Here is a 26,460-nt window from a genome sequence, read left to right on the forward strand (position 1 = left end):
CACCCATAAAAAAAGCCCGTTGCGACTGCAGACGGGCCTGTGTGGAAAAAGTGTGCGCGCGCGCTTTACTGTCTCCGCCCGTGGGGGGATAGCAGTAGGGCCAGTGCAAACGATTTCATGGATGTCAATGTAGCACAAAAATTGCATGCGCCCGCATCATTTGTGCAAACCACGCTCGTCGGGCTCATCCGTAGACATGCTGATGACGCTGCTGTGCTGCCCCCGGGACTTGCGCACGGCATAAACGACATAGCCACTGAGCCCATAGAACACGAATACGCTGAACAACACAATGGGCGGGTGGATGTTGATGATGGCAATGCCCAACGCAATCAGCACGATCACGATGAACGGCACGCTTTTCTTCATCTGCACATCCTTGAAACTGTAGAACGGCACATTGGTCACCATGGTCAGGCCCGCGTACAACGTGAAAGCAAACATCAACCAGGTCACCTGCGCCCAGCTGATCCAGTGATCTTGTCCACGTGCTACGCCCAACTCGGTCATCAGCCAGATAAACCCCGCTACCAGTGCCGCGGCAGCCGGGGACGGCAAACCCTGGAAATAACGTTTGTCCACCACAGCCGTGTTGACGTTGAAACGCGCCAGCCGCAAAGCAGCGCAGGCGCAATAAACGAACGAGGCAATCCACCCCCACCGACCCAGGCCGTGCAGCGCCCAGACATAGGCGATGAGAGCAGGAGCGGCGCCGAACGACACCATGTCTGAGAGAGAGTCCATTTGCTCGCCAAACGCGCTTTGCGTATTGGTCATGCGGGCAATGCGGCCATCCAGGCTATCCAGCACCATGGCACAGAACACACCGATGGCAGCTTGGTCAAACCGACCGTTGATGGCCATGACAATGGAATAGAACCCGCCAAACAGCGCGGCGAGAGTAAACAGGTTGGGCAGGATGTAGATGCCCTTGCGCCGCTTGCGTAGCACTACGCCCTGGTCAGTATGGGACTCTTCTCCGTCATGCATCAAATGTGTCTCCAACGCTTATCTATTAAGCGCAAGCAGCTATCAAAAAAGTAGTATTAACTCACCACAGAACGCTGCAGTGTAGCCGTGGCCTCACGCCGCAGGTGGAGTGCTTCACCCAAAACAAAGGCCACCGAAGTGGCCTTTGCATGGGTTACCGCAGCAGCGGCATACTCAGTTGCGGGTCTGGTCGACCAGCTTGTTCTTGGCGATCCAAGGCATCATGGCGCGCAGCTGGGCACCCACTACTTCGATGCTGTGGTCAGCCGTGTTACGGCGGCGGGCGGTCATGCTGGGGTAGTTCAGGCGGCCTTCCTGGATGAACATCTTGGCGTAGTCACCGTTCTGGATACGCTTCAGAGCGTTGCGCATGGCCTTGCGCGACTCTTCGTTGATGACTTCAGGGCCGGTCACGTACTCGCCGAACTCGGCGTTGTTCGAGATCGAGTAGTTCATGTTGGCGATGCCGCCTTCGTAGATCAGGTCCACGATGAGCTTGAGCTCGTGCAGACATTCGAAGTAGGCCATCTCAGGGGCGTAGCCGGCTTCAACCAGGGTTTCGTAACCCATCTTGATCAGCTCGACGGCGCCGCCGCACAGCACGGCCTGCTCGCCGAACAGGTCGGTCTCGGTCTCTTCCTTGAAGTTGGTCTCGATGATGCCGGCCTTGCCGCCGCCATTGGCCATGGCGTAGCTCAGGGCCAGGTCACGGGCCTTGCCGGACTTGTCCTGGTGCACGGCCACCAGGTGGGGCACGCCGCCGCCCTGGGTGTAGGTGTTGCGCACGGTGTGGCCGGGGGCCTTGGGGGCGACCATCCACACGTCCAGATCGGCGCGGGGCACGACCTGGTTGTAGTGCACGTTGAAACCGTGGGCAAAAGCCAGCGAGGCGCCTTTTTTCAGGTGCGGCTCGATTTCGCTGTAAACGCCTGCGATGTTTTCATCGGGCAGCAAAATCATCACAACATCGGCAGATGCGACGGCTTCGTTGACTTCAGCTACCTTCAGACCGGCCTTGCCGACCTTGTCCCACGATGCACCGCCCTTGCGCAGGCCGACCACGACCTTCACGCCGCTGTCGTTCAGGTTTTGTGCATGGGCGTGGCCTTGCGAGCCGTAGCCGATGATGGCCACGGTCTTGCCCTTGATCAGGCTCAGGTCACAGTCTTTATCGTAGAAAACTTTCATGGTCGCTCCGGTTGAAATTCGCAGGGGTTGAAACTGAAAAAAAATGGGATTGTCTTACATCGGATGGGGATTCGGCCGGATGGCTAGGCGGGGAGCCGCAGACAGTGCTGTTGCACGGCAAGGCTTCCCAACAACGCTAGCCGGTTGAACGCCCCAATCCGTTACACGCGCAGGATGCGCTCACCTCGGCCGATGCCACTGGCGCCCGTACGCACGGTCTCCAGGATGGCCGTGCGGTCAATGGCCTGCAGGAAGGCTTCATTCTTGACCTGGTCGCCCGTCAGCTCGATGGTGTAGCTTTTCTCTGTCACATCGATGATGCGGCCACGGAAGATGTCAGCCATGCGCTTCATCTCTTCGCGCTCCTTGCCCACAGCGCGCACCTTCACCATCATGAGCTCGCGTTCGGTGTAGGAGCCTTCGGTGAGGTCGACCACCTTGACGACCTCAATGAGGCGGTTGAGGTGCTTGGTGATCTGCTCGATCACGTCGTCCGAGCCGGTCGTCTGGATGGTCATGCGCGAGAGCGAGGCATCCTCGGTGGGCGCTACGGTCAGCGACTCGATGTTGTAGCCACGGGCCGAGAAAAGGCCCACCACGCGGGAAAGAGCGCCGGGCTCGTTCTCCAGCAATACGGCAATGATGTGTTTCATGGTGCAGATTCCTCTTTTTGCGACGGCAGCACGATCCAAAAATGATCGCAGAAAACTGTCGTTTTTCGCTGCCCTCCCCTGGCGCCGGTAAGCGCCAGACTTGGCAGGCAATAGATTCGTCGAAAATTACAAAAATGATAGCTGCCAGCGCTTAATGGACGCGCGCTAGAGGCCAATTATGCTCAAAGGTCTTCCGATCCCAGAAGCATCTCGGTCAGGCCCTTGCCGGCCTGGATCATCGGGAATACGTTCTCGGTGGGGTCGGTGCGGAAGTCCATGAACACCGTGCGGTCCTTGAGCTTGCGCGCTTCACGCAGTGCGGGCTCCACATCCTTGGGATGCTCGATCAGCATGCCGACATGGCCATAGGCCTCGGCCAGCTTCACGAAGTTGGGCAACGCATCCATATAGCTGTGGCTGTAGCGGCCCGAATATTCGATCTCCTGCCACTGGCGCACCATGCCCAGGTAGCGGTTGTTCAACGCACAGATCTTGATCGGCGTGTTGTACTGCAGGCAGGTGGACAACTCCTGGATGTTCATCTGCACCGAGCCCTCGCCCGTAATGCAGAAAACCTCACTCTGGGGCTTAGCCAGCTTGATACCCATGGCGTAGGGAATGCCCACGCCCATGGTGCCCAAACCGCCCGAATTGATCCAGCGGCGCGGCTCGTCAAACCGGTAGTACTGGGCGGCCCACATCTGGTGCTGACCCACGTCGGATGTGACATAGGTGTCTGCATCCTTGGTCATGTTCCACAGCGTCTCCACAACGTACTGCGGTTTGATCACGTCAGTGCTACCCATGCTGTATTTCAGGCAATCGCGCTCGCGCCAGGCCTCGATGGTCTCCCACCATGCGGCCAGAGCACCAGCCTCCACCCGCGTGGGTGTCTCACGGATCATGGAAATCAGCTCGGTCAGCACATCCTTGACATCGCCGACGATCGGAATGTCCACCTTCACGCGCTTGGAGATGCTCGACGGATCGATGTCGATATGGATGATCTTGCGATCATTCTGGGCGAAGTGCTTGGGATTGCCAATCACGCGGTCGTCAAACCGCGCGCCCACGGCCAGCAGCACGTCGCAGTTCTGCATGGCATTGTTGGCTTCCACCGTGCCGTGCATGCCTGGCATGCCGAGGAACTTGCGGTCGCTGGCCGGATAGGCACCCAGGCCCATGAGGGTGTTGGTGATCGGGTAGCCCAGCATGTCCACCAGGGTGCGCAGTTCCTGCGTGGCATTGCCCAGCAGCACGCCGCCACCGGTATAGATGAAAGGACGCTTGGCCGTCAGCAGCAGTTGCAAGGCCTTGCGGATCTGACCGCCATGGCCTTTGCGCACCGGGTTGTAGGAGCGCATTTCCACACTCTGTGGGTAGCCCTCGTAGGCAATCTTCTTGAAAGACACATCCTTGGGGATGTCCACCACCACCGGGCCTGGGCGGCCGGTGCGTGCGATGTGGAAGGCCTTCTTCATCGTCATAGCCAGGTCGCGTGCGTCCTTGACCAAAAAATTGTGCTTGACGATGGGCCGCGTGATACCCACGGTATCGCATTCCTGGAATGCATCCAGGCCAATGGCCGCCGTAGGCACCTGGCCTGTGACGATGACCATGGGAATACTGTCCATATAAGCCGTGGCAATGCCGGTAATGGCATTGGTGACGCCGGGACCGGACGTTACCAACGCCACGCCCACCTCGCCGGTGGCCCTGGCATAGCCGTCGGCCGCATGGACGGCAGCCTGCTCGTGGCGCACGAGTACATGCTGAATGGTGTCCTGCTTGTACAGGGCGTCGTAAATATAAAGAACTGCGCCGCCGGGATAGCCCCAGATGTATTGCACGCCCTCGGCCTGCAAGGCCTTGACGAGAATCTCGGAACCCATGAGTTCCAGCGAGGCGGGATTGTGTTGCGCAGCGGCTGCCGAAGCGATTTCGGCCTTGGTGATTTCCATGATGAACCTTTGTGATTTTCTCTAACGAAAAACCTTGGGTGCCCCTTGCGTGGACTCTTGTGAAGCCAGCTTAGAACTTGAGGCCAAGGACATGGGCGTGAAGATTGCCGCGCCGGACCGTGACCCGTTTGCCTTTATGTTTGCAGTCGGCCATTATCGCACTGCAACAAAGAAAAAGTGTGGGGAGCAGAAAAAAACCGCCCCAATGCGATAATCAAAGGCGTTTTGCGCACACCCCGCTGCAGCGCCCTCCGTACTGCACACACCCCTGCCCCAAACCCTTTGGCCACCGAAAAAGAACTCTCGGATTTCCTGCAAAGCGTAGAAAAGCGCGCCTTCAAGCGCTCCATGTACCACGTACGCAACGAGGAATCAGCCCTGGACATTGTGCAAGACAGCATGATGCGATTGGCTGAGCACTATGGGGACAAGCCGGCAAGCGAGCTGCCCATGCTTTTTCAGCGCATCCTGTCCAACTGCACGCTGGACTGGTTTCGCCGTCAAAAGACGCACAATGCGTTGTTCTCGCACATGAGCGATTTCGAGAGCGACGCCGATGGCGGTGGGGATTTCGACCTGCTGGAAGCCTGGAACGGCCCCGAAGGCGGCGAGCAAGCCCAGAGCGCCGAAGATCTGGCGCGCCGGGGACAAACGCTGCGGGATATCGAGCTTCAAATCCTGGAACTGCCGCCACGTCAACGGGAAGCATTCCTGATGCGTTATTGGGAAGAAATGGATGTAGCGGAAACGGCAGCCGCCATGGGTTGCTCTGAAGGCAGCGTCAAGACACACTGTTTCCGTGCCATTCAGGCCCTCAGCAAGGCGCTCAAGGCCAAAGGAATCCACCTATGAACACCGCACATACTCCTCCGTACGAACTGCCCGCTGATCGCTTTGCCCTGCGCATCACGGCTCGACTGACCGAAGGTGCCAGCGAGCTGCCTTACGATATTTCTGAGCGTTTGCGTGCCGGCCGCATGCAGGCGCTGGCGCGCCGCAAGAAAGCCGTTGCCGTGGTTCATACGGCGCCCGTGCTCGTGCATACGGGCCACAGCGCCACTTTGGGTGGCGGCGGCAGCGGCATGAACTGGTGGCAGTCGCTCCTGTCGGCTGTTCCCATCATGGCGTTGCTGGCCGGCCTGGTGGTGATCAATCTGGATCTGGACGAAGTCGGAACCATGGAAGTGGCTGAGCTGGACGCAGCCCTGCTTGCCGACGATTTGCCTCCCACGGCATACTCTGACCCTGGTTTCGCCCAGTTTCTGAAATCGGGCGGCACGCAAAGCCACTGATTTTTGTTTTAGCACTGCATGCACGCACCCGTAAACACGCCACACCGTTCCCGCAGCCCAACGCCAGCCATCGTGCTGGCGTTGGCGTTGCTAGGAGGGCTGGCTGCGGGTGCATGGATGGTGGTGCAACAGGTGCGCATGGTTCCTGGAACAACGATCAGTGCCCCGACGACACCCGCCCAGCCGCAGACCAACGCTCCCGAAATCCAGAAAGCGGGAGTAGCCCACTCCAAGGACGAAGGGCCCGGCTGGGAAACCCTCAATACCCCGCAGAAGCTCGCGCTCTACCCTTTGGCAGAGCGCTGGGCCTTCCTGGGCAGCCTGCAAAAGCGTCGCTGGCTGGCACTGGCACAAACCTTTCCATCCTTGCCCGAGGAAGAACAGGCGCGACTGCACGACCGCATGACGGCCTGGGCCAGCCTGAGTGCGCAGCAACGCAACCAAGCACGGCTCAACTTTGCAGTAACCAACCGTCTGTCAACCGAAGACAAACGCTCTCAATGGGACGCCTACCAGGCATTGAGCGAAGAAGAAAAACGCAAGCTCGCAGCCCGTGCCAACACAAAACCGCAGGGAGCAGCTCCCGCCCTACGCCCCAGTGCGTCAAAGAGACTGGCCAAGGTGCCTGCGGCCGTGAACCCTGCGGGCAACCCCGCAAACCCCCCCAAAATTCCCCCGTCTTCTTCAGCACAGGCCCGCATTGCAGCACCTGGTGTGGCCGCCGAAACGCGCTCACCCGATGCACAAAGCGCCAACGCACCCGCCAGCACGGCCGTTCCAGCCCCGCCAGTCGCCCCCCCGCCGGCAGAGCCACCCGAACCACCGACGCCCGATACGCGGCCCTCCGACATCTACCTGAACTGAGCAGCACACTCCGCAATGCCAGAGCCTACCGCCACCGCCCATCCCACTGTCCAGCCAGCGCGCGTGACAACCGACGCCATTGCCCCCAGCCTGGGACGTCGCATGGCCTGCTGGCTCTATGAAGGCATGTTGATGTTTGGCGTGGTCTTCATTGCCGGGTACCTGTTTGGCACCCTGAGCCAGACGCGCAATGCGCTGGACAATCGCCACGCGCTGCAGGCTTTCTTGTTTGTCGTTTTCGGTATCTATTTCACCTGGTTCTGGGCCAAGGGCCAGACCCTGGCCATGAAAACCTGGCATATCCGGGTGGTGGACACAGCAGGCCACCCCGTATCGCAGGCACGCGCCTTGGCACGCTACGTGTTGAGCTGGCTTTGGTTTCTGCCTCCGCTGCTTGCAGTGTCCCCTTTTTCGCTGCCTGCGGGCGAAGTTACCGTGATCGTGCTGGGTTGGGTCGCAGTTTGGGCCCTCGCGAGCCGATTGCACCCGCAACAGCAGTTCTGGCATGACGCATGGGCAGGTACCCGTCTGGTGAATTCACAACCCCCTGGCCTGTAGTCGGCCGTTGCAGCGCGTTCTGCTGGCGCTGGTATCCCATGCCCTCTTCTACTCCGTCAAGCACCGATCCCGTCAATCCCCAAAAGGCCCGTAGCGGTTTGAATCGCCTCTGGCACGCCACAGGCTATTCGCTGCAAGGCCTGCGCAGCGCCTGGGGCGAAACTGCGTTTCGGCAGGAAGCGCTTGCAGCCGTGGTGCTGCTGCCGCTATCGCTGTGGCTGGGTCGCACCTGGATTGAAACCGCCTTGCTGGCCGCCACCGTGGTACTGCTCTTGGTGGTCGAGTTACTCAATACAGGCATTGAAGCTGCCATTGACCGCATTGGCCCCGAATGGCATGACCTGTCCAAGCGCGCCAAAGACATGGGCAGCGCCGCCGTGCTGCTGAGCCTGCTGCTGTGCATCGGGGTCTGGGGCGCGGCTTTGTTTCAAAGGTATTTTCATGGTTGAACCCTCTTTTTCCCTGTGTGTTTACTGCGGCTCGCGCCCCGGTGAGAACCCGTTGTTTGCCAACGCGGCGCATGCTGTGGGCACATGGATCGGTGCCCACGGCGGGCAACTGGTGTATGGCGGCGGCAGTAGCGGCCTGATGGGTATGGTGGCGCAGGCCACGGCCCAGGCAGGCGGCCGGGTGGTGGGGGTGATCCCCCAGACGCTGGTCGACAAGGAATACGCCAACCATGCCTGCGATGAGCTGCACATTGTGCAAACCATGCACGAACGCAAGGCGCTCATGGCCGAGCGCAGCGGCGCCTTTCTGGCGCTGCCAGGGGGCATAGGCACGTTCGAGGAACTGTTTGAAGTCTGGACCTGGCGCCAGCTGGGATACCACGACAAGCCCATCGGGCTGCTGAACGTGGCGGGTTACTACGATGGCTTGCTGGCCTTTTTGCATACCAGCGTGGGCAGCGGCTTCATGGGGCCCTGGCAAATGGACCTGGTACACGCCAGCACTTCGGCAGACACCCTGCTCCCGCACCTGGTGCGGCCCATACCCGCCAGTCCGAACGGCTCAGAACTGCGCGCGGTGATCTGACCTCTGGTCTGCTGCGAGGCGTGCTGCCGTTCAGATGGCAGTGTCGTCCAAGTCGCCTGTGCGGATGCGCACCACGCGCTCGACCGGGGTGACAAAAATCTTGCCGTCACCGATCTTGCCCGTGCGGGCCACGCCCACGATGGCATCAACGCAGCGATCGAGGTCTTCGGTCTTGACCACCACCTCGATCTTTACCTTGGGCAAGAAGTCCACCACGTATTCCGCTCCCCGATACAGCTCGGTGTGCCCCTTCTGGCGGCCAAAACCCTTCACTTCAGTCACGGTCAAGCCTGTGACACCGCACTCGGCCAGGGCTTCGCGGACTTCTTCGAGCTTGAAGGGTTTGATGATGGCGGTGATCATTTTCATGGGGTAACTCCTTGATGCGGCAAATAGGGGGCGTCGGTGGCGGCCGGGTTCAGGCCCTGAACTGGCTGGTGATGGGATAGCGCCAGTCCTTGCCAAAGCTGCGCCGCGTGACCCGGATACCTACCGGGGCCTGGCGGCGCTTGTATTCATTGATCTTGATGAGGCGCGTCACGCGCTCGACGTCGGCGCGAGCGAAACCGGCAGCGACGATGCTCTCGATCGGCTCGTCATTTTCCATGTAGCGCTCAATGATCGCGTCCAGCACCTCATAGGGCGGCAGGCTGTCCTGGTCCGTCTGGTCAGGGCGCAGTTCTGCGCTGGGGGGGCGGGTGATGATGCGCTCGGGAATCGGGTTGGCGCCCGTGCCATAGGGGTCGTTGGCATTGCGCCAGCGCGCCAGATCAAAAACCACGGTCTTGGCGACGTCCTTGATGGGCGCAAACCCGCCCGCCATGTCGCCGTAGAGGGTGCAATAACCCGTGGCCAGCTCGCTCTTGTTGCCCGTGGTCAGCACCACGGCGCCAAACTTGTTGGACAGCGCCATCAGCAGTGTGCCGCGAATGCGTGCCTGCAGGTTTTCCTCGGTCGTGTCCTCGCTGCGCCCCACAAAATGCGGCGCCAGCGCGGCCCGCAAGGCGTCAAACGTCGGCGCAATGGCAATTTCGTCGTATTGCACACCCAACCTTTCGGCCATGTCGCGTGCATCAATCCAGCTGATGTCGGCCGTATACGGCGAGGGCATCATCACCGTGCGCACCTTGGCAGCGCCCAGCGCATCGACCGCAATCGCCAGCACCAGCGCCGAATCCATGCCGCCCGACAAACCCAGCAGCACGCCCGGAAAACCATTCTTGCGCACGTAATCGCGCACACCCAGTACGAGCGCATCCCACAGGTCGGCTTCCATGCGAGGCTCAGGCTGCACATTTGCTATTATTTGTATAGCTGATTGCGCTTTAACCACCTGCGTAAACACCAGTTTTTCTACAAAACCTGGCGCACGCCCTGCTACGGCGCCTGCAGTATCCAGGGCAAACGAACGGCCCTCAAAAACCACCTCGTCCTGGCCTCCCACCAGATGGGCATAAACCAGCGGCAAGCCGGTCTCCAGCACGCGGTCCCGCATGGTCTGTTCGCGTTCAGTGCTTTTGCCGATGTGGAAGGGGGATGCATTGATCACCGCCAGAAGCTCCGCACCCGACTGGACGCAATCGCGCGCCGGCGCGGTATGCCAGGCGTCTTCGCAGATCAGCAAGCCCACGCGCAGCCCACCCACCTCGAACACGCAAGACTCCTGGCCCGGCACAAAGTAGCGGCGTTCGTCAAATACCTGGTAATTGGGCAGTTCGCGCTTGGCATAGGTCTGCTCCACCCGGCCATTGCGCACTACGCTGGCTGCGTTCAGACAGGGGCTGAATGCGGGGGCATCGGGGGCCGCGCGCTGGGGATGGCCCAGCACAATCGCCAGGTCTTTCAACCCCGCTGTCTCGCGGGCCACCGCTTTCACGGCATCATCGCAGGCAGACTGGAATGCGGGACGCAGGAACAGGTCTTCGGCGGCGTAGCCGCACAGGGCCAGTTCAGGCGTCAGCAGCAGGTGCGCTCCGGCGGCGTGGGCCTCGTGCGCCGCGGCAACGATTTTCTGCACGTTTCCGGGCAGATCGCCCACCACAAAATTAAGCTGAGCAGTGCAAATGGAAAGCGTCATGGAATGGAAACGAGCCGCCAGGGCCCCAGAGAGCATCGCCGAGCCAACACACACAAGCCCACCAGCGGGTAACAGCTGCGGGAATGGCCATGGCTGAAAATGCCATTATCACCCGCATGTCCACATCTCCGCTGGACATCGCCGCGGCCGACTGGAACGCCCTGCTGGCCCTGCAAGCCCAGCCCACCCCCTTCATGCGCCACGAATACCTGGCCGCCCTGCACGAGAGCGGCAGCGCTACGCCGCGCACTGGCTGGACGCCGCGCTTTCTCTCGCTCTGGCAGGGCGATGTCTTGTGGGCCGCCTGCCCGCTCTACGTCAAAAGCCATTCCTACGGCGAATATGTGTTCGACTGGGCCTGGGCCAACGCTTATGCAGAGCATGGCCTGTCCTACTACCCCAAGGCGGTGGTGGCCGTTCCCTTCACACCGGTTCCAGGCACGCGCCTGATGGCGCGGGACTGTGAGGCCCGCGCCGCGCTGGTGCAGGCGCTGCGCGACTGGTGCACGCAGGCCGGCGTCTCTTCGCTGCACCTGCTGTTTGCGGACGATACAGACATGGATGCCTGCAAGGCAGCAGGACTGATGCAACGCCAGACGGTGCAATTCCATTGGAAGAATGTGGCCCCCACGCTCGGCACTGGCGTGTCCTCGCTGCCCCCCGAGGGGGCTCTCGCCGCCTTGGGGCGGCCCGGCGGCGGCTCAATGGCCCCCACGCTCGGCACTGCCGTGTCCTCGCTGCCCCCCGAGGGGGCTCTCACCGCCTTGGGGCGGCCCGGCGGTGGCTCGATGGCCCCCACGCTCGGCACTGCCGTGTCCTCGCTGCCCCCCGAGGGGGCTCTCACCGCCTTGGGACGGCCCGGCGGCGGCTCAATGGCCCCCACGCTCGGCACTGCCGTGTCCTCGCTGCCCCCCGAGGGGGCTCTCACCGCCTTGGGGCGGCCCGGCGGCGGCTCGGTGGCTTACCGCGATTTTGACGATTTCCTGTCCTGCCTGAGCCAGGAAAAGCGCAAGAAAATCCGCCAGGAGCGCCGCCGGGTGGCCGACGCAGGCGTGCGTTTTGAGTGGCGCCAGGGCACGGACATTGCATCCAGCGACTGGGATTTTTTCTACCGCTGCTACGAGCGCACCTACCTGGAGCATGGCAATCCGCCCTACCTCACACGGGATTTCTTCCGGCGCATGGCGGCCCACATGCCTGAGGCATGGTTGCTGTTCATCGCAGAACGCAATGGGCAGCAAATTGCTAGTAGTTTGATAGCTATTAGCGCTTATCCATCAAGCGTTACAGGCCAAAAATACTCTGAATTCGTAGCCTATGGCCGTTACTGGGGTGCCTTGGAGCGCGTGGACTGCCTGCACTTCGAAGCCTGCTACTACCAGCCGCTGCAGTGGTGCATAGCGCACGGTGTGCAGCGCTTTGAAGGGGGCGCCCAGGGCGAACACAAGATGGCCCGTGCCCTGCTGCCCGTGCCCACCCACAGCGCCCACTGGCTCGCACATCCGGCTTTTGCCGATGCGGTGGGTCATTACCTGGAACGCGAAGGCGTCGGCATGGCGAACTACCTGGAGCAGTTGCAAGCGCGCAACCCCTTACGTACCCCGGATTAAAGACTCAGTAGTCGGTTTGCGCCTGCTCCAGCAGTTGCAGAAACTGCGCTGCGGGCACCGGGCGGCTGTACAAGTAGCCCTGCACCTCCTCACAGCCCTGGGCCTGCAGAAAAGCCAGCTGGCCAGTCGTCTCCACGCCTTCAGCGATGGTATGCATGCCCAGGCTGCCGGCCATGGAAATGATGGCGCTCACGATAGCCCGGTCATCAGGGTCGGTGGTGATGTCGCGCACGAAGGTCTGGTCGATCTTGACCTTGTAGACCTTGAACTTCTTCAGGTAGCTGAGTGACGAATAGCCCGTGCCGAAGTCGTCGATGGACAGCAAAATGCCACGCTGGTGCAGCTTGTCCATGATGGCAATAGCGCCGTCCGGATCGGTCATGGCCACACCCTCGGTCAGTTCCAGCTCCAGGCAACGGCCGGGCAGACCCGCCTCATCCAGGATGGCGCCGATGCGCTGCACCAGATCGGCCTGGCGGAACTGCACCATTGACAGGTTGACCGCCATGGTCAACCCATGGCCCGCCTGCATCCATTCCTGAAGTTGGCGCGTCGCGGTGCGCAGCACCCATTCGCCAATGGGCAAAATCATGCCGCTGCTCTCGGCCACCGGAATGAATTCCGCTGGAGATACCTGTCCCAGTTCGGGGTGCTTCCAGCGCAGCAGGGCCTCGGCGCCGATGATGGCCCCCGTAGCGACCGAAATCTGGGGCTGGTAATGCAGCGTGAGCTGATCTCGCTCCAGAGCGCGCCGCAGGGCGTTTTCAAGCAACAGTGTGCGCTCGGAGCTGGCCTGCATCTCGGCCGTGAAAAACCGAAAATGGTTGCGCCCGTGTTGTTTGGCGTAGTACATGGCCGCATCAGCGCAGCGCGACAAACTATCAAAGTCCGTACCGTCGCCCGGGAACATCGCAATACCGATGCTGGGCGTCACGGTCAGCTCATGCGACTCTATCTCGAAGGGTTCGGCGGCCGCGTGCAGCAGCTTCTCGGCCAAGTGGGCCGCGCCGAGCGCATCGGTGTCCGGCAGCACCACAATGAACTCATCCCCGCTGAGGCGCGAGACAGTGTCTTGTTCGCGCACCATGGCGATGAGGCGCCGCGCCATCGCCTGCAACAAGGCATCTCCCACACGATGGCCGAGTGAATCGTTGATTTTCTTGAAATGGTCCAGATCCAGAAAAAGCAGCGCCAGCGACTGGGTGTGTCGTTGGGCCATGATGATCGCCGTATGGCAACGGTCTGCCAGCAAAACACGGTTGGGCAGGCCGGTCAGCGCATCGAAATGGGCCAGTTGGCGCACCTGCGCTTCGTCCAGCTTGTTCTGGGTAATGTCACGGGACAGCACCACGAAGCGCGGGCCTACCCCCGGTTGTACAGCCTTGCGCGCCACGGAAAGTGCAAACCAGCGTTCTGCGCCCCCCTGCTGGAACAAGCGAATTTGCGCACCTGAAGCCCAGCTTTTTTGATTCGCTTCATGGATGGCGTCCAACACCGCCCGGGCGGCATCCTGCGGCATGATTTCAACCACCGATCGGCCCAGCAACTGGTCGGCTGCGGGGATCAACATATCCTTGCGAGGCACATGCGCGCTGTAATAGCGCCCCTCCAGGTCCATTTCAAACAACAGGTCGGGGATGGCATTGACCGTGGCTTCCAATTGCTGTTGCGTGGCCAGGATTTCGCTGGTGCGCTGCGCAACCAGCGCTTCGAGCTGGGTATCCCGAATACGCATGGCGTACAGCAGCCATGCGAGGTAAGCCATCAGCAGGCTGACAAAGACACCCACCAACGCCTCCAGCACCCGATCTGCCGTGTGGTACCAACCTGCAAGGGGCGCCACACTCAGTGTCCAGGCGCCATTGGGCAAAGCGAGTGTGCGCTCGACAGGGTCGATCAAGGCCTGCGCATTCCATGTCTCGATTTGCTGGCGTTCACCCGTTTCGGGCACCTTGCGCCACAACGCATAGGCATAACCGCGTTCGCTCAGTACGGGCAGACGGGCCGCATCCAGCGCCTGGGGGAACCGCAGGGTGGCATAAGAAAAACCCCAGAACCGGCGCTCGCCATCCGCTGCGGTGAGATAGATCGGCAAACGCCCCACCACCCCCAAGCCCCCTTGCGCCAATTGAAGTGGCCCTGCCAAAGTTAATTTACCTGTGTCACGCGCCAGGCGCGCCTCGCGGTTCTGCGCAATGTCCGTCAACTGGTTGAAGCCCAGGCTCTTTTCATTGCCCGCCAGCGGTGACACACAGCAAATGATGCCGTTGGGCGCCAGGCCCAGGGCGGCGATGCCCGGGTAGAAGGGCAGCATTTCAGTCGCCACCCCATCAAAGTCCAGCACTTCACCCCCCCCTTGCCGAACCAAGGCCGCCATCGCATAGGTGGCTGAAAGAGCCCGATCGATACCCCGCTGCAATGCCTGGGCATGGTCTGCTGCCAAGTCCGCTGCCAGCGCCTTGCTCTTGTCGACTTGTTGCTGCACCGAGTGACGATCCCACAACTGCACCATCAGCAGGCCAGACACCAGCACCAGCAGTGACACAAGCCACTGTCGTTGACGGGGGGTGATGTGGAGGATCAAAACGAGGGTTTGACAAGGATGAGGAGCGATTCTGCCCGATCACACACTCTTTCACGACTCCTTCGTTTTACGACCCCCATGGCAACCTTTGGGACGATGCTGAACAAGCCCCTCACGCGCTGCACATCCGTACCTCGGGCGGTCTGCGGCGTTGCAAATCCTCGCCATAGCCGCGGCCATGACTGCGTTTTGCGCCTTGCATCCCATCCCGGTGCACGGCGCGCACCATCGCGGTGACTTGTTCAGCATCGCCTTAGATCCTGGATGCCCTTGATGCAGGCGCGGTCACCGGATTGCACATTTGCATACGCGCTTAAAGATGCATACGCTATGCACATTAAATGCTGTTTGGATTCTGCGATGAAACAACACTCCACAAACCCATCCCGGCACCGCCCTGGGCGCGCCACTGCCCCGGCGCAACCCTGAAAGGAAATGCACTATGTCCAGCAGCATTGAACAGGCCGCACCTTTGGTGCAAGCGCTTGAGCGCCCCTACCAACACGGGTTTGTGACAGACGTTGAATCAGACGCCCTGCCTCCGGGTCTGGATGAAGACACGATTCGTGCCATTTCACTGCGCAAACGTGAACCCGCGTTTTTGCTGCAGTGGCGGCTGGCCGCATTCAAGCGCTGGCAGAGCATGGAGCCCCCGGCCTGGGGACGCTTGCAGGTCGATGCCATCGACTTCCAGGCGCTTTGCTACTACTCAGCGCCCAAATCCCTCAAAGATGGCCCCAAGAGCCTGGCCGAAGTAGACCCCAAGCTGCTCGAAACCTACGAAAAACTCAATGTACCGCTGCACGAACGCGCCCGCCTGGCCGGGGTAGCGGTGGACGCTGTTTTTGATTCTGTCTCCGTAGGGACCACCTTCCGCGAGCAACTGGCCGAGGTGGGCGTGATCTTCTGCTCGTTCTCACACGCCGTGGAGCACCATCCAGAACTGATTGAACGCTACCTCGGCACCGTGGTGCCTGTGGCGGACAACTTTTATGCCGCACTCAATTCGGCGGTGTTTTCCGACGGCTCTTTCGTCTACATCCCTAAGGGGGTGCGTTGTCCCATGGAGCTGTCATCGTACTTTCGCATCAACGCACGCAACACAGGCCAGTTCGAGCGCACCCTGATCATTGCCGAGGAAGGCAGCCATGTGAGCTACCTGGAGGGCTGCACGGCCCCCCAGCGCGACGAACACCAGTTGCACGCCGCTGTGGTGGAACTGGTCGCGCACGACGACGCTTACATCAAGTATTCCACCGTGCAGAACTGGTACCCCGGCGATGAACAGGGGCGCGGTGGCATTTACAACTTTGTGACCAAACGCGGGCTGTGCGCAGGGCAACGCTCGCACATTGCCTGGACGCAGATCGAAACCGGCTCGGCCATCACCTGGAAATACCCCAGCGTGGTGCTGCGCGGCGATGACTCGCGGGGCGAATTCCACTCCATCGCGGTATCCAACCACTACCAGCAGGCCGACACCGGCACCAAGATGATCCACCTGGGGCGCAATACCAAGAGCCGCATCGTCTCCAAGGGCATCAGCGCGGGCCATGCCCACAACAGCTACCGGGGCCTGGTACGCGTGAACGGGGGCGCCGCCGGCGCGCATAACCACACGCAATGCGACTCGCTGCTCATCGGCCCGGACTGCGGGGCGCATACCTTTCCCTATATCGACACGGCGCGCAGCGATGCCGTGGTGGAGCACGAGGCCACCACCACCCGCATCTCCGAAGAACGGCTTTTTTATTGCCAGCAGCGCGGCATTGATCCGCAAGAAGCCACGGCGCTCATCGTGGGCGGCTTCTGCCAGGCCGTACTGGAAGAGCTGCCGATGGAATTTGCCCTGGAAGCCAAGGCCCTGCTGGCGGTGTCGCTGGAAGGCGCCGTGGGTTAATGGGGAAAAATTCAATAAAACAGCCTCTAGACCATGTACAGCAAGCGCAAGCAGCTATCAAATTTATAAAGGAAATCCCATGACAACCCACAGCCCCCTGCTCCAAGTGCGTGACCTGCGCGTGCAAATCGGTGAGCGCAACATCCTTAAATCCGTCTCTCTCGACGTGCCTGCGGGTTCCTTGGTGGTGCTGATGGGCGCCAACGGCAGCGGCAAAAGCACCTTGGGCTTGACGCTTGCGGGTCACCCGCAGTACCGCGTCACATCCGGCCAAGTGCAACTGGACGGCCAGGATCTGCTGGCCCTGAACGCACACGAACGTGCCCGCGCCGGGCTGTTTGTGTCGTTCCAGTCGCCCCCTGACATCCCGGGTGTCAAGAACAACCTGTTTATCCGCAGCGCCCTCAACGCCGTGCGCGAAGCCCGGGGCCAGGAGCCGCTGGATGCGTTCGACTTCCTGGCCAGCGCCCGCACTGCAGCGCAGCAGCTCGGCCTGCCCGAGGCCATGCTGGCGCGTCCGGTCAATGAAGGCTTCTCGGGCGGCGAGCGCAAGCGCAACGAGCTGCTGCAACTGGCCCTGCTGCAGCCGCGCCTGGCTTTCCTGGACGAAATCGACTCGGGTATGGATGTCGATGGCGTGCGGGCCGTGGTACAGCTTGTGCACCAACTGCGCGCCAAGGGAACGGCCTTGGTGGTGATCTCCCACTACCTGCACCTGATCGAATCGCTGGAACCCGATGCCGTGCTGCGGCTGGACCAAGGCTGCATCGCAGAAACAGGAGGGCTGGAGCTGGCACGCAGCATCGCCCAGACCGGTTTTGCCCGCAGCCCCGAACTGGCGGAGGCCTGAGCCATGAACACCGCCAAAGCCGATGCGCTGACCGCCCGTGAACACCTGGCCGTGCGCGGCTGGATTGCCCCACGCAACGAATCTTTTCGCCACCTGCCACCCCCCCAGCGCGCGCCTGGCTGGGAGACGGCGCACAGGCCAACCCGGCAAGTTGCGATGCCTCGCCCCTCGCTGGCGCAGGCTGGACGCTGCACCCCGTGGGCGACACGCTGCAATGCAGCGTTGCCGCTCGCTGGCTCGATGCCAGCGACCCGCAACAGCGGGCAGAGCTTTTTGGCGGCCTGGTCCAGCCCGGCGACAGCGACGCCGCCCCTTTTGCCTGGGCGCACCGTGCGCTGTGCCGCCAGGGCTTGCGCCTGCGTGTGGGCGCGATGCCCGAAGAAGGCTCCGGCAAAACTGTGTGGCTGCACCTGCATCACCAACCACGCAGCACCGTGGAGGCCCCTTTGCTGGTGGTGGACGTGCCCGATGGCGTGCGCTGCGTACTCATCGAAACCCACGACCGCGAACCCGCGCAATGCCAGCGCAGCGTGACGCAGAACCTGCATGTGCACCTGCATCTGGGCCAAGGCGCCATGCTGCAGCACCTGCGCATCACCGCACCCGCCGCGGGCGACCAGGTGGCCCACCTGGTGCATGCCCGGCTGGGCCAAGGAGCGCACTATGCGCAGGCCTTGGTGGCTTCTGGCAGCCAGTACCACCTCCAGCGCACGGTGCTGGACCTGCAGGGCACCCGCGCCAGCGCGCGCACGGGTGCTGTACTGTTCGCCCATGCGGTGGTGCTGGAACAGCAGGTGCACACTGCCCACAACGCCGCCCGCACCGAAAGTGCGGTGGAAACGCTGGTGCTGGCCAGCGGCCAGGCGCATGCCGTGGTCAACGCACACACCCGCATCGCCCCGGGGGCAGACGATGCCACCGTGCGCCAGCGCCTGAACGGCATCCCCCTGGCAGGCGAGCCCCGGTTGGTGCTGCGCCCGCACCTTGAAATACTGCACGACAAGGTGCAGGCTGCACACGGCGCCACCTGGGGCGCCTTGCCTGAAGACGCCTTGTTCTACGCCCGCCAGCGCGGTCTGGACGAAACCAGTGCGCGTGCACTCATCATTGAAGGCATGGCCACGGCCCTGCTGGAACGCTGCTTCGACGACCCGGAAACGCTGGCCACCCTGATGGCCGATGGCTTGCTGGCGCGCACCATCGCGCAGCAGTTGGAGGCGCACCATGGGTGATCTGCAGTTTCCGCAAACACCGTCTCTGACAGCTGATTCCGTGGTGCATGGCCTGCGCGACCTGTTTCCGGTGCTGCAGCAGCGCATTCAGGGCGGCGCACTGGCCTACCTCGACAACGCTGCCACCACACAAATGCCGCTGCAGGTACTGTCGGCCATGCGCCATTTCGAGGAGAAAGACCGCGCCAATATCCATCGCGGCGTGCACACCTTGAGCCAACGCGCCACCGACGCCTTTGAACAGGCGCGCAGCGATCTGAAGCGTTTCGTCGGCGCAAGCGCGGCGCATGAACTGGTCTTTACGTCGGGCACCACCGAATCGCTGAACCTGGTGGCCCAGGGGCTCTGGGCCGGTGGCACGGGCCCAGCATGGCTGCGCCCGGGGGACGAGATCATCGTCAGTGGCCTGGAACACCACGCCAATCTGGTGCCATGGCAACAGATTGCACGGCGCAGCGGCGCCAGCCTGCGCATCTTGCTGCCCGATGCGCAGGGCCGTCTGCACACCGACGACCTGGCCCGCCTGCTGACACCGCGCACGCGGGTTTTCGCGATCACTGCCTGCGCCAACGCGACCGGCGAGCGCCCTCCGTATGAAGACCTGCTGGCCCTGGCAGCGCAGGCGGGCGCGCTCACCGTGCTGGATGCTGCGCAGGCCATGGCACACGCCGCGCCCAACTTGTCGCAGCTTGACTGCGATTTCATGGCCTTTTCAGGCCACAAAATGTATGGCCCCATGGGTATCGGCGCCCTGGTGGGAAAGCGCACCGCGCTCGAGCGCCTGATGCCCCTGCGCCTGGGCGGCGACATGGTGGAATGGGTGACGTACGAAGATGCCGGTTTCGCCGGTCTGCCTGCCCGGCTGGAGGGCGGTACGCCCCATGTGGCCGGCGCCGTGGGCATGGCGGCGGCGGCGGCTTTCATCGACGAGGTTGGGCGCGACGTGATCGATGCCCATGTGCATGCACTGCGGGCGCATGCCGCCGCGGGCCTCGCCGCCATCGAGGGCATCACGGTGCTGGCGCCGCACGCTACACGCTCGGCCCTGGTGTCGTTCGTCGCCCGCAATGTGCACCCGCACGACATAGGCACGCTGCTTGATGGGCAAGGCATTGCAGTGCGCACCGGCCACCACTGCGCACAGCCGCTGCTGGAGCACCTGGGCGTTGGCCCGACCACACGCGCCTCGTTCGCCGTTTACAACACCCACGACGAAGTGGAACGCCTGCTGGCAGGCGTGGTCCGCGCACTGGAGATGCTGAAGTGAAACACCACCCTATGTCGCTTTGCTCCTGGGCTCTGCCAGTTTTCTGTGTCGTGGATGCCGCGCAACGCAATGGAGACCTGAAATGAACACCCCGGACAATGACCTGTACCAGGACGTGGTGGTGGAACACAAACGCGCACCGCGCAACTTTGGCCACCTTGCCCACCCCACCCACCAGGCACGCGGTACCAACCCGCAATGCGGCGACAACATTGCCGTGGAACTGGACATTCGCCAGGGCCATGTGCACGACATCCGCTTCCACGGACAGGGCTGCGCCATCTGCATGGCATCGGCTTCCATGATGAGCGAAGCCATCAAAGGCCAGGAAGTGGCAGTGGCGCGGCAGTTGCAGCAGCAGTTCCGCGCCGTACTGACCGGCGAGACCGATCCTGAAAACGCCCATCTGGGCAAACTCATCAGCCTGGCCGGGGTACGACGCTACCCCAGCCGCATCAAATGCGCCCTGCTCGGCTGGCACGCCCTCATGCATGCCCTGGCGCAGGAAGCAGACAACACAAGCGTGGCAACGCCCCACGCGGAGAAAACACCATGATGAAGCGCCAACGCGAAGATGTCCTGGTCCGCCGTTCGGTGTGCGTCGAGCGCATTCCCGATGGCTCACCCATTGATCTGGAAGCAGGCACCCTGGCGCAAATCACGCAAGCGTTGGGCTCTTCTTTTACCTTGGTGGTCGAAGGCCAACTGGTGCGCCTGCGCGGTACGGACGCCGATGCCATCGGAAAAAAAGAGCCTGCAGCGCTGGCACTGCCTGAGGTCGTCGAGGCGAAGGATGTCAGCGATCTCGTCTGGCAGACGCTGCGCACCTGCTACGACCCGGAGATTCCGGTCAACATCGTGGAACTGGGGCTGATCTACCGCTGCGTGCTGGAGCCGCTGGAAGATACCGAAAAAGTGCGCGTCGTGATCGATATGACGCTGACCGCCCCCGGCTGCGGCATGGGTGAAGCCATTGCCAACGAGGTGTGCGACAAGGTTTTGGCCCTGCCCCGGGTGGGCGAGATCACGGTCAACATGGTGTTCGATCCGCCCTGGAATCGCTCCATGATGTCCGAGGCGGCCCTGCTATCCCTCGGACTGTAAAAACGACCCCTGCCCACCACCAGAGTGGGCAGGATGGCACACATCAACCGCCGCAGGCGCCGCCCGAGCAGCAAGAACCCGCTTCTTCGGTCACCTTGGCCTCGAGCTTGCTGATCAGCACCCGCCACTGTGCCGGGCCCGACTCCAGGTAGGCCCACTGGACCTGGCCTGGCGCACGGGATTCCAGCTGGTGACGCAGTGGCACGGGGTCGTGGTCGTTCACGATCTGCAGAGCCTCGCCCGCGCGCATCGCATCAAACTTCCCAAAAATCTGCACATGGCGCTCACGCGGCTCGAGGGTGCGTACATCGATCACAGGGGACTGGGTAGGAAGCATGGAGAAGCCTTTCTAGGCAAACGGAGGATAAAAATACGGGAACGCACTGTGCGTTCCCTGGGCACAAAACGAGACAGGCGGCTTTTCAGCCGTCCTTGCCATCCAGCCGGGTCTGGGCAAGCCAGGGGGTGTAAATCACAAGGTAGATCGCAAACGCCACGCACCATGCCGCGGCTGCAATGGCCAGGGCCATGCCATACCACTGCGGCACAGCGATCGGCAGCAAGACACGCAGCACGGTCGCCCCCATCACCAGGGCATAGGCCAGCACCTCGGCACGGCTGGCCTGCAGGGGCCGCCCGGTATGGCCGCGTGCAGTGCGGGTGATCATGCCGATGATCAACCCGCCCGTGGTTCCCACAGCAAAAGCGTGTACCGCCGCCGACGCTACCACCCAGCCTACCTGGGCCATGGCCAGCAGTACAAAGCCCACAGCAATCCAGGCATAGGAGGCATGCAGAATCCACAAAATGGGGCGCTTGCGCGTGACCAGCGGGTGCCACTTCCACAAACGCACAGCATGCGCCACAGCGGCCAATACGCAGGCCACCAGAGTCCACAGACCCGCCGGGGCAAACACCCACAGCGCCAAGGCCAGCGCGGTCACTGCCAGCGTGCCCAGTTCAAAACGGCGAGACACTGTAATCACCAGCCCCGGAGTCACGCTCTTGGTAAACATGGGCACGACCCGCCCTGTCATGACGCATTCGATCATCACGATCAACGCCAGGCCGGCATACAGCGGCGAGAGAGGCGGCAAGTCGATCACACCCGTGGCGGCCAGGTGGAATGCGAGGTTGGCCAACGACATCAGCAAGAGAATGGAGATGAGCGGTATGTTGCGCTTGTTTCCCGATTTCAGCAGGACCCGCAAGAGGATGCCGGCCACGATCGGCAGCAACGCCACATCCAGCACCGCATACACCGCGTAGGGCGCAGTCACTGCAGCCACGCGCGCCGCCAGCCACAGCAAAGCCAGCGCCCCCAGAACCGCCCCGCGCGGCGTGGGCAGCCCGGTCCATGCCTTCACCGCCGTCAGCAAGAAGCCGACGATGACGCCTGCCGCAAAGCCGAACAGCATCTCGTGCGCATGCCAGAGCAAGGGGCTGATGGGCAGATCCAGGCGTGCATGCCCCAGAAACACGGCAATCCACAACGGCACCGACAGGCAGGCCAGGAGCGCTGCTCCCAGATAAAACGGACGAAATCCCAAGCGCAGCAAAGGCCAACCCTGAAGAACAGCGGGAGGTTGTGCCTGCGCGGCTGGGGTCAGTAAGGGCGAAATGGGTTGATTCATGGAGGCATGACCACAGCACCTGCCTTCAGGAGCTCATGGTCTACAAAAGATTCATTTTATCTGAATCTTAATACCTATCAGCCCGCAATGCAATCCCCACGCCCTCAAGTGATGGGATGGACTCCCCCGTCTTTTTGCGCAACATTTGCGTCCTGGTTTTCATTGGCGTGGAGATCAGGTTGTTCAACGTAAGGAGTCCGACATGAATGCTACTACCGTTGCCGTCGATCTTGCAAAGTCCGTGTTTCAACTCGCCGTGGCCGATGATCAATGGCGCGTGGTTGAAACCCATCGCCTCACCCGCACCCAGTTTGAGCGCTGGTTTGTCAACCGTGACGTTTCCCTGGTCATCATGGAAGCCTGTGGCTCAGCCCACCACTGGGGACGCTGGCTCAACGGCCTGGGCATCGAGGTGCGCTTGCTACCCGCCCAGTACATCCGTGCCTACGTCAAGCGCAACAAGACCGATGCTGCCGATGCGGCAGCGCTGCTGGAAGCCGCCCGTGCTTCCGACATGCGCCCGGTGCGCATCAAGTCGGTGGAACAACAGGCCTTGCAGGGTATGCACCGCATCCGCAGCCTTTGGATGGGTACCCGCACCTCGCGCATCAATGCCCTTCGTGGGTTCTGCCGTGAGTTTGGCATTGCCATCCCAGTGGGAGCACGCACCGGCATTGAAGCAATCAGCCGTGTGCTGGCCGACCCCAACACGGCCGTGCCGGACTTGATTCGCGGCACCGCCAAGTTGTTGATTGAGGAGATTCGTCTTTTGGAAGCACGCATTGCCCAACTGGAGCGCGAGTTGGCTGCGCTGGCCAGGCTCAGCCCGGCCTGCACTACGCTGCTGTCGATTCCCGGTATTGGCCTGCTGACCGCGACTGCGATGGTGGCAGCTACATCCGGTGATGTGAGCCACTTCAAGGATGCTAGGCATTTCTCCAGCTGGTTTGGGCTGACACCGAAAGAGTACAGCTCGGGTAATTCCCGCTACCTGGGGCACATCTCCAAGAAAGGGGACCGCTACTTGCGTATGTTGCTCACGCATGGCGCCAGGAGCGTGCTGCGCGCCTCCAAGGTGGCGGATAACGCGGGGCGCGAGGTCTGTGGGGTGCGCCGCTGGGCACTGGATGTGCAAGCCCGCAGCAATCACAACAAGGCGGCGTGCGCGCTGGCGAACAAACTGGCGCGGATTTGTTATGCCACGCTGCGCGACAAGGTGGCGTTTGATGAACCTACCGTGCGCCTAGGCAAGAAGATCAGCAGGGAGAGTTTTGCGATGCCCGCTTGAATGCCAACATCCAAAACAGCCGTTATCGAGAAGAAACTGAACACCCATCCACGCTTGTGACGAGATTGATCGACCATCATGGCCAATAGGGTTCACCCCACACCGATAGACGCCGATAACTCTTCCGGCAGCTTGCCTGCCGTTCGTAGCGACTGGCGCATTGGTGACGCAGATTCCATGTCGGCACGGGACAAATACGATCCCATTTTAGATGCCGGATATACGACTGCAGGCGCTTCCCCAACAACCAAAATATCGATCAGTTTCTTGAACTTGTGGGGGAGTCCATATAAGACGGTTAGATTGATGACACGCCCTAGAAGCTCTCCCAGTCATCGTCGCCTTTGCCTTGGACCGGCGCCGGTGGCACTGCAGATGGGGGTATAGGCCGGGCCTTGGGCGGAGCCGACGGTTTGGGCGCGGGCGCCTTCAAACCCGGCGCCTTGCTCCGTGCAGGCGCCGCAACAGGAGGCTGCTTTGCCAGCGCAGGGCGCGCGGGTGGTGTCGCTGCCCGGGCAGGCGTGGCAGGGCTGTGTGCCAGCTTGAAGACCGCTACAGACTGCACCAGCTCTCCAGCCTGGCTATTGAGGCTACTGGCCGCCGCTGCCATTTGCTCCACCAAAGCAGCATTTTGCTGCGTGGCCTGGTCCATCTGCGTGACCGCTTCGCCCACCTGCGCCACCCCTGAGCTTTGCTCGCTGCTCGCGGCACTGATCTCACCCATGATGTCGGTCACCCGCCGAATCGCCGCCACCACTTCGGTCATCGTCGCTCCCGCCTTGTCCACCTGGGCGTTGCCTTGCTCCACGCGCTCGACACTGGCAGAAATCAAGTTCTTGATCTCCTTGGCCGCCTCGGCGCTGCGCCCCGCCAGGCTGCGTACTTCGCTGGCCACGACGGCAAAGCCCCGCCCCTGCTCGCCCGCGCGGGCGGCTTCCACCGCAGCGTTCAAGGCCAGGATGTTGGTCTGAAAGGCAATGCCGTCGATCACGCCAATGATGTCGGCGATCTTCTGGCTGCTGGTATTGATGCCCTTCATGGTTTCCACCACCTGGGCCACCACTTCGCCGCCCTGCTGCGCCACGCTCGATGCATTCACTGCCAGCTGATTGGCCTCGCGGGCGTTGTCGGCGTTCTGGCGCACCGTGCTGCTCAGCTCTTCCATGGACGCCGCTGTCTCTTCCAGTGCACTGGCCTGCTGCTCTGTGCGTGCCGACAGGTCGTGGTTGCCCTGGGCAATCTCGGCGCTCGCCGTTGCTACGTTCTCGGAACCTTCACGCACCCGTGTCACGATGCTGGCCACGTTGTCGCGCATGGATTGAATGCCGTGCATCACACTGGTCTCATCCTTGCTCTGAGGCATATCCACCGCCAGATCGCCTTGCGCAATGCGGTGCGTGATGGCATTGAGCAAAGAGGGTTCTCCCCCCAACTGCCGCAGGATGCTGCGCGCAATCCAGAAACCAATCAAACCCAGGCCCAGGGCCAGAAGCACTGCGACCCCACCCGCCTCGCCCAACCGCTGCAAGAAGGTCGCCTGTACCGTATCAACGTACACGCCGGAGCCCACAATCCAGCCCCAGGGTGCAAAACCTTTGACGTAGGCCGCTTTTTCCACCGGCACATCGCTGCCCGGCTTGGGCCACAGATAGTCCACAAAACCAGCACCATCCTTTTGCACCACCTTGACAAACTCTACATAGAGGTATTTGCCCGTAGGATCCTTGCGCTGGCTTTGGTCCTTGCCCTCCATGTCTGGAACGATGGGATGCATAACCACCTTGGGCTGCATGTCATTGATCCAGAAATATTCGGTTTTGTTGTAGCGCAGTGCCCGTACCGCATCCATCGCGCGCTGCTTGGCTTCGTCGTCGGTGATGGTGCCCTTGGTCGCCTGCGCGTGGTAGTAGGCAATCACGCCATGGGCGGTTTCCACGGCCTGGCGTACGCTGGCTTGGCGCTCCTGCAGGATCAGGCTGCGCTCAGACACCATGATGATGGCCACCAGGGCGAGCATGGCCAGCATGGCAGCCCCCACCAACCACCCGAGTCGCCGGGAAACACTGAGCTGGCTGAACGAAATCATAAAAATTTTCCTGGTTGGGGTCGCGTAGGCAGTTATCTTATGCCGCCGCCCACACAAGTCGCATGAGCGACAGAAAAAAGTCACGATACCGTTTTTTTCTCCGGTTTACGAGAGGTCATCTACCGTTGTGCAGCATGGGTAACGAATGTCCAACCCACCGCTACGGCCCCAGGCACATCCCCGTCTTCATTGGAAGGCTTTGCCCACTTGACAGCGTCATACCCCTGGAAAAATGCCAGTTCGCCTGCCTTTGATTGCCCTGGAGACCTGATGCCCTTGAACAGCAC

23 protein-coding genes and 1 pseudogene are annotated in these 26,460 nt (G+C 61.8%); 14 read left to right on the forward strand and 10 right to left on the reverse strand.

The window, feature by feature from the left end; genetic code table 11:
• Positions 1–156: 156 nt before the first annotated feature.
• The 4 genes from pssA to C8D04_RS05855 form a co-directional block, all read right to left on the reverse strand.
• Entirely contained in the window at positions 157–990 is an 834-nt protein-coding gene (gene pssA / locus C8D04_RS05840; protein WP_116006045.1) for a CDP-diacylglycerol--serine O-phosphatidyltransferase, read from the reverse strand.
• 174 nt (positions 991–1,164) lie between these two features.
• The gene (gene ilvC / locus C8D04_RS05845; protein ID WP_116004007.1) at positions 1,165–2,178 is read right to left on the reverse strand and encodes a ketol-acid reductoisomerase; all 1,014 of its coding nucleotides are present in this window, start codon (positions 2,176–2,178) and stop codon (positions 1,165–1,167) included.
• A gap of 161 nt (positions 2,179–2,339) precedes the next feature.
• Positions 2,340–2,831 (reverse strand): acetolactate synthase small subunit, encoded by a 492-nt coding sequence (gene ilvN, locus C8D04_RS05850; RefSeq protein ID WP_116004008.1) that lies wholly within the window; start codon positions 2,829–2,831, stop codon positions 2,340–2,342.
• A gap of 182 nt (positions 2,832–3,013) precedes the next feature.
• A complete protein-coding gene (locus C8D04_RS05855) occupies positions 3,014–4,792 on the reverse strand; it encodes an acetolactate synthase 3 catalytic subunit (RefSeq protein ID WP_116004009.1) in 1,779 nt (592 codons plus the stop codon).
• A gap of 282 nt (positions 4,793–5,074) precedes the next feature.
• Between C8D04_RS05855 and C8D04_RS05860 the strand changes: the two genes are divergently transcribed.
• The 6 genes from C8D04_RS05860 to C8D04_RS05885 are packed head-to-tail and all read left to right on the forward strand — an operon-like array spanning position 5,075 to position 8,541.
• Positions 5,075–5,644 carry an RNA polymerase sigma factor gene (locus C8D04_RS05860; RefSeq protein ID WP_116004010.1) on the forward strand — a complete coding sequence of 190 codons (570 nt, stop codon included), beginning with the start codon at positions 5,075–5,077 and terminating at the stop codon, positions 5,642–5,644.
• Positions 5,641–6,084 (forward strand): DUF3619 family protein, encoded by a 444-nt coding sequence (locus tag C8D04_RS05865; protein ID WP_116004011.1) that lies wholly within the window; start codon positions 5,641–5,643, stop codon positions 6,082–6,084. The genes C8D04_RS05860 and C8D04_RS05865 overlap by 4 nt, the downstream gene beginning before the upstream one ends.
• Positions 6,085–6,102: 18 nt before the next feature.
• Positions 6,103–6,948 (forward strand): DUF3106 domain-containing protein, encoded by an 846-nt coding sequence (locus tag C8D04_RS05870; RefSeq protein WP_116004012.1) that lies wholly within the window; start codon positions 6,103–6,105, stop codon positions 6,946–6,948.
• 15 nt (positions 6,949–6,963) lie between these two features.
• Positions 6,964–7,506 carry an RDD family protein gene (locus C8D04_RS05875; RefSeq protein WP_116004013.1) on the forward strand — a complete coding sequence of 181 codons (543 nt, stop codon included), beginning with the start codon at positions 6,964–6,966 and terminating at the stop codon, positions 7,504–7,506.
• Positions 7,507–7,544: 38 nt separating this feature from the next.
• Positions 7,545–7,955, forward strand: coding sequence for a diacylglycerol kinase (locus tag C8D04_RS05880; protein ID WP_116004014.1), 411 nt, complete (start codon positions 7,545–7,547; stop codon positions 7,953–7,955).
• Entirely contained in the window at positions 7,948–8,541 is a 594-nt protein-coding gene (locus C8D04_RS05885) for a TIGR00730 family Rossman fold protein (protein ID WP_116004015.1), read from the forward strand. The genes C8D04_RS05880 and C8D04_RS05885 overlap by 8 nt, the downstream gene beginning before the upstream one ends.
• A gap of 30 nt (positions 8,542–8,571) precedes the next feature.
• On the opposite strand, the gene C8D04_RS05890 is transcribed toward C8D04_RS05885, so the two are convergent.
• Positions 8,572–8,910: a P-II family nitrogen regulator gene (locus tag C8D04_RS05890; protein WP_116004016.1), complete on the reverse strand. Its 339-nt coding sequence runs from the start codon at positions 8,908–8,910 to the stop codon at positions 8,572–8,574.
• Between the two features lie 49 nt (positions 8,911–8,959).
• Positions 8,960–10,618 carry an NAD+ synthase gene (locus tag C8D04_RS05895; RefSeq protein WP_116004017.1) on the reverse strand — a complete coding sequence of 553 codons (1,659 nt, stop codon included), beginning with the start codon at positions 10,616–10,618 and terminating at the stop codon, positions 8,960–8,962.
• Between the two features lie 116 nt (positions 10,619–10,734).
• On the opposite strand from C8D04_RS05895, the gene C8D04_RS05900 reads away from it, so the two are divergent.
• Entirely contained in the window at positions 10,735–12,228 is a 1,494-nt protein-coding gene (locus tag C8D04_RS05900) for a GNAT family N-acetyltransferase (protein WP_347708412.1), read from the forward strand.
• 4 nt (positions 12,229–12,232) lie between these two features.
• Here the strand turns inward: C8D04_RS05900 and C8D04_RS05905 are convergent, their stop codons facing one another.
• Entirely contained in the window at positions 12,233–14,740 is a 2,508-nt protein-coding gene (locus C8D04_RS05905; protein WP_116006046.1) for an EAL domain-containing protein, read from the reverse strand.
• Between the two features lie 514 nt (positions 14,741–15,254).
• Here C8D04_RS05905 and sufB point away from each other — a divergent pair.
• The 6 genes and pseudogenes from sufB (at position 15,255) to sufT (ending at position 21,165) form a co-directional block, all read left to right on the forward strand.
• A complete protein-coding gene (gene sufB, locus C8D04_RS05910) occupies positions 15,255–16,712 on the forward strand; it encodes a Fe-S cluster assembly protein SufB (protein WP_116004019.1) in 1,458 nt (485 codons plus the stop codon).
• A 79-nt stretch (positions 16,713–16,791) separates the two neighbouring features.
• Positions 16,792–17,562 (forward strand): Fe-S cluster assembly ATPase SufC, encoded by a 771-nt coding sequence (gene sufC / locus C8D04_RS05915; RefSeq protein ID WP_116004020.1) that lies wholly within the window; start codon positions 16,792–16,794, stop codon positions 17,560–17,562.
• 3 nt (positions 17,563–17,565) lie between these two features.
• Positions 17,566–18,794, forward strand: a pseudogene (locus C8D04_RS05920) (SufD family Fe-S cluster assembly protein).
• The gene (locus C8D04_RS05925) at positions 18,787–20,061 is read left to right on the forward strand and encodes a SufS family cysteine desulfurase (RefSeq protein WP_116004022.1); all 1,275 of its coding nucleotides are present in this window, start codon (positions 18,787–18,789) and stop codon (positions 20,059–20,061) included. Before C8D04_RS05920 ends, C8D04_RS05925 begins: the two are co-directional and overlap by 8 nt.
• An 82-nt stretch (positions 20,062–20,143) precedes the next feature.
• On the forward strand, positions 20,144–20,617 hold the full coding sequence (gene sufU, locus C8D04_RS05930) for a Fe-S cluster assembly sulfur transfer protein SufU (RefSeq protein ID WP_116004023.1): 474 nt from the start codon (positions 20,144–20,146) through the stop codon (positions 20,615–20,617).
• Positions 20,617–21,165, forward strand: coding sequence for a putative Fe-S cluster assembly protein SufT (sufT, locus tag C8D04_RS05935; RefSeq protein WP_116004024.1), 549 nt, complete (start codon positions 20,617–20,619; stop codon positions 21,163–21,165). Before sufU ends, sufT begins: the two co-directional genes overlap by 1 nt.
• A gap of 43 nt (positions 21,166–21,208) precedes the next feature.
• Here sufT and C8D04_RS05940 read toward each other — a convergent pair whose 3' ends face one another.
• Positions 21,209–21,502 (reverse strand): DUF2249 domain-containing protein, encoded by a 294-nt coding sequence (locus C8D04_RS05940; RefSeq protein WP_116004025.1) that lies wholly within the window; start codon positions 21,500–21,502, stop codon positions 21,209–21,211.
• Positions 21,503–21,587: 85 nt separating this feature from the next.
• Positions 21,588–22,799, reverse strand: a complete 1,212-nt coding sequence (locus C8D04_RS05945; protein ID WP_116004026.1) for an NnrS family protein — start codon at positions 22,797–22,799, stop codon at positions 21,588–21,590.
• Between the two features lie 202 nt (positions 22,800–23,001).
• On the opposite strand from C8D04_RS05945, the gene C8D04_RS05950 reads away from it, so the two are divergent.
• The gene (locus tag C8D04_RS05950; RefSeq protein ID WP_116003225.1) at positions 23,002–24,087 is read left to right on the forward strand and encodes an IS110 family transposase; all 1,086 of its coding nucleotides are present in this window, start codon (positions 23,002–23,004) and stop codon (positions 24,085–24,087) included.
• A 316-nt stretch (positions 24,088–24,403) separates the two neighbouring features.
• On the opposite strand, the gene C8D04_RS05955 is transcribed toward C8D04_RS05950, so the two are convergent.
• On the reverse strand, positions 24,404–26,173 hold the full coding sequence (locus C8D04_RS05955; protein WP_116004027.1) for a methyl-accepting chemotaxis protein: 1,770 nt from the start codon (positions 26,171–26,173) through the stop codon (positions 24,404–24,406).
• Positions 26,174–26,460: the final 287 nt, after the last annotated feature.

Source organism: Simplicispira sp. 125 (assembly GCF_003096555.1).
Lineage (GTDB): Bacteria > Pseudomonadota > Gammaproteobacteria > Burkholderiales > Burkholderiaceae_C > Simplicispira.

What these genes read in the sequence shown, in the direction of transcription:
- pssA (WP_116006045.1), bottom strand. Translation starts at nt 990, where the DNA reads ATGCATGACGGAGAAGAGTCCCATACTGACCAGGGCGTAGTGCTACGC.
- ilvC (WP_116004007.1), bottom strand. Translation starts at nt 2,178, where the DNA reads ATGAAAGTTTTCTACGATAAAGACTGTGACCTGAGCCTGATCAAGGGC.
- ilvN (WP_116004008.1), bottom strand. Translation starts at nt 2,831, where the DNA reads ATGAAACACATCATTGCCGTATTGCTGGAGAACGAGCCCGGCGCTCTT.
- C8D04_RS05855 (WP_116004009.1), bottom strand. Translation starts at nt 4,792, where the DNA reads ATGGAAATCACCAAGGCCGAAATCGCTTCGGCAGCCGCTGCGCAACAC.
- C8D04_RS05865 (WP_116004011.1), top strand. Translation starts at nt 5,641, where the DNA reads ATGAACACCGCACATACTCCTCCGTACGAACTGCCCGCTGATCGCTTT.
- C8D04_RS05870 (WP_116004012.1), top strand. Translation starts at nt 6,103, where the DNA reads ATGCACGCACCCGTAAACACGCCACACCGTTCCCGCAGCCCAACGCCA.
- C8D04_RS05875 (WP_116004013.1), top strand. Translation starts at nt 6,964, where the DNA reads ATGCCAGAGCCTACCGCCACCGCCCATCCCACTGTCCAGCCAGCGCGC.
- C8D04_RS05880 (WP_116004014.1), top strand. Translation starts at nt 7,545, where the DNA reads ATGCCCTCTTCTACTCCGTCAAGCACCGATCCCGTCAATCCCCAAAAG.
- C8D04_RS05885 (WP_116004015.1), top strand. Translation starts at nt 7,948, where the DNA reads ATGGTTGAACCCTCTTTTTCCCTGTGTGTTTACTGCGGCTCGCGCCCC.
- C8D04_RS05890 (WP_116004016.1), bottom strand. Translation starts at nt 8,910, where the DNA reads ATGAAAATGATCACCGCCATCATCAAACCCTTCAAGCTCGAAGAAGTC.
- C8D04_RS05895 (WP_116004017.1), bottom strand. Translation starts at nt 10,618, where the DNA reads ATGACGCTTTCCATTTGCACTGCTCAGCTTAATTTTGTGGTGGGCGAT.
- C8D04_RS05900 (WP_347708412.1), top strand. Translation starts at nt 10,735, where the DNA reads ATGTCCACATCTCCGCTGGACATCGCCGCGGCCGACTGGAACGCCCTG.
- C8D04_RS05905 (WP_116006046.1), bottom strand. Translation starts at nt 14,740, where the DNA reads ATGGTGCAGTTGTGGGATCGTCACTCGGTGCAGCAACAAGTCGACAAG.
- sufB (WP_116004019.1), top strand. Translation starts at nt 15,255, where the DNA reads ATGTCCAGCAGCATTGAACAGGCCGCACCTTTGGTGCAAGCGCTTGAG.
- sufC (WP_116004020.1), top strand. Translation starts at nt 16,792, where the DNA reads ATGACAACCCACAGCCCCCTGCTCCAAGTGCGTGACCTGCGCGTGCAA.
- C8D04_RS05925 (WP_116004022.1), top strand. Translation starts at nt 18,787, where the DNA reads ATGGGTGATCTGCAGTTTCCGCAAACACCGTCTCTGACAGCTGATTCC.
- sufU (WP_116004023.1), top strand. Translation starts at nt 20,144, where the DNA reads ATGAACACCCCGGACAATGACCTGTACCAGGACGTGGTGGTGGAACAC.
- sufT (WP_116004024.1), top strand. Translation starts at nt 20,617, where the DNA reads ATGAAGCGCCAACGCGAAGATGTCCTGGTCCGCCGTTCGGTGTGCGTC.
- C8D04_RS05940 (WP_116004025.1), bottom strand. Translation starts at nt 21,502, where the DNA reads ATGCTTCCTACCCAGTCCCCTGTGATCGATGTACGCACCCTCGAGCCG.
- C8D04_RS05945 (WP_116004026.1), bottom strand. Translation starts at nt 22,799, where the DNA reads ATGAATCAACCCATTTCGCCCTTACTGACCCCAGCCGCGCAGGCACAA.
- C8D04_RS05950 (WP_116003225.1), top strand. Translation starts at nt 23,002, where the DNA reads ATGAATGCTACTACCGTTGCCGTCGATCTTGCAAAGTCCGTGTTTCAA.
- C8D04_RS05955 (WP_116004027.1), bottom strand. Translation starts at nt 26,173, where the DNA reads ATGATTTCGTTCAGCCAGCTCAGTGTTTCCCGGCGACTCGGGTGGTTG.